Genomic DNA, 2,528 nt, shown 5'->3' with positions numbered 1-2,528 from the left:
GGAGTTCTTCTTCGGTGGCTTGGATGGCGATCATGGTGCCGCCGGGTGTGGCGTTTTGCATGAGTCGGGCGCGGGTGGTGACGAGGTGGGCTGCGTCGTTGAGGTTGAAGACGCCGGCGATGTGGGCGGCGGTGATTTCTCCGATGGAGTGTCCGGCGACGTAGTCGGGGCGCAGTCCGAAGGATTCGACCAGGCGGTAGAGGGCGACCTCTACGGCGAACAGAGCCGGCTGGGTATAAGCGGTCTGGTGAATGAGTTCGGCCTCGGGGGAGTCGGGCTCCGCGAAGAGGACGGTGGCGAGGGGGTGTTCGAGATGCGGATCGAAGGCCTCGAAGACCTCGTCGAGGGCGGCGGCGAACACCGTTGACACAGAACGGAGTTCACGGCCCATGTCGATTCGCTGGGCGCCCTGGCCGGTGAACAGGAACGCCGTACGGCCCGCGTTCGACGCGCTTCCCGCGATCACCTTCGGGTGGTCACGGCCCTCCGCGAGCGCCGCGAGCGCGTCGAGACGCTCCTCGGCGGTCGGACCCAGGACCGCGGCCCGCTCCTCGAAGACCGTCCGCGTCGCCGCCAGGGACCGCCCCACGGCGACGGGGTCGGCGCCGGACGCGAGGTGGTCCAGGAGCCGGGCGGCCTGGGCGCGCAGCGCCCGCCCGTCCCGGCCGGAGAGGAACCAGGGCGCGGGCAGTCCGCCCGCCTCGGGGACCGCCTCCTCCGTCGCGGTGGCGGGCCCGCCCGACGGCCGGGACACGGACGCCTCGGCCTCGGGGTCGTACTCCAGGACGACGTGGGCGTTGGTGCCGCTGATCCCGAACGAGGAGACGGCCGCCCGGCGCGGCCGGCCGGCGCCGGGCCACTCCTTCTCCCGGGCGAGGAGCTCGACCGCTCCCGCCGACCAGTCGACCATCGGCGTGGGCTCGTCCACGTGGAGCGTCCTCGGCAGGACGCCGTGCCGCATGGCCTCGATCATCTTGATGACGCCGCCCACCCCGGCAGCCGCCTGTGCGTGCCCGATGTTGGACTTCAGCGACCCCAGGTACACCGGGGACCGGTCCTCGCGGCCGGTGCCGTACGTCGCGATCAGCGCCTCGGCCTCGATGGGGTCGCCGAGCCGGGTGCCCGTACCGTGCGCCTCCACCGCGTCGACGTCGGACGCGGCGAGCCCCGCGTCGGCCAGCGCCTGCCGGATGACGCTCTGCTGGGCGACCCCGCTGGGGGCCGTCAGGCCGTTGCTCGCGCCGTCCTGGTTGATCGCCGAACCGCGCAGGACGGCGAGGACCGTGTGGCCGTTGCGGCGGGCGTCCGACAGACGCTCCAGGAGCAGCAGCCCGACGCCCTCGGACCAGCCCGTGCCGTCCGCGCCGGCGGCGAAGGACTTGCAGCGGCCGTCGGCGGCGAGGCCGTGCTGGCGGGAGAACTCCACGAACATGCCCGGCGAGGACATCACGGTCACGCCGCCGGCCAGCGCGAGGTTCGTCTCCCCGCTGCGCAGCGAGCGGATCGCCAGGTGCAGGGCAACCAGGGACGACGAGCAGGCCGTGTCGGCGGTCACGGCGGGCCCGAGCAGCCCCAACTGGTAGGCGATGCGGCCCGACAGGACGCTCGTGGTGGACCCGGTGAGCACATTGCCCTGGACGGACGCGGGCGCGTCCTGCATCCGGGGCCCGTACTCCAGGGCGGTCGCACCGACGAAGACGCCGGTACGGGTGCCCCGGAGCGACTCGGGAAGGAGCCGTGCGCGCTCGACGGCCTCCCAGGCGGTCTGGAGGAGCAGCCGCTGCTGCGGGTCCATGGCGAGGGCCTCGCGCGGGGAGATCCCGAAGAACGCGGCGTCGAACTCGCCCGCGTCGTGCAGGAACCCGCCGTGCCGCACCGAACTCTTCCCCTGGCGTTCGGAGTCGGGGTCGTACAGGTCCTCGGCCCAGCCCCGGTTCGTCGGGAACGCGGAGACCGCGTCGCCGCCCTCGGACACCAGACGCCACAGGTCCTCGGGGGAGGCCACACCGCCGGGGTAGCGGCAGGCCATCGAGATGACCGCGATGGGATCGTCGTCGGCCGCCGTCGCGGCCGCCTCGGTGTCCGTCCCGCCCGCGCCGAGCAGTTCGCCCTCCACGAACCCGGCGAGCGCCTCGGGCGTGGGATGGTCGAAGAGCAGCCCGGTGGGAAGCCGCAGCCCGGTGGCGTTCACCAGCGCGGCGCGCAGCTCGGTGGCCATCAGCGAACTGAAACCGAGCTTCTGGAACGCCGTGTGCCGGTCGATCCGCTCCCCGGGCCCGTACTCCAGGACGGCCGCGATGTGCTCGTCGACGAGGTCGGACACGGCCCGCCTCCGGGCGGACGGCGAGAGCGGGCCCAGGCGCGCGAGCAGCGCACCGCGCGGGTCGTCGGCCGACAGCCCGGCGGTCCCGGCCTTTCCCTCGCGCGGCAGCCCCGGGGCCGGCGACTTGATCGCCCGCGCAGCGTCCTCGATCCAGTACCGCCTGCGTTGGAAGGCGTAGGTGGGGAGGGGGGTGGTGTGGGGGTGG

General features: G+C 73.6%; 1 protein-coding gene. It reads right to left on the bottom strand.

The genetic code is table 11. From position 1 onward, the window contains the following. On the bottom strand, positions 1–2,528 hold a 2,528-nt coding region (locus tag ADL08_RS09385; protein ID WP_159048494.1), incomplete at both ends, for a type I polyketide synthase.

This window comes from Streptomyces sp. NRRL F-6492 (genome assembly GCF_001280125.1).
Taxonomy (GTDB): domain Bacteria; phylum Actinomycetota; class Actinomycetes; order Streptomycetales; family Streptomycetaceae; genus Streptomyces.
This window is presented reverse-complemented; position numbering and strand designations above follow the sequence as displayed.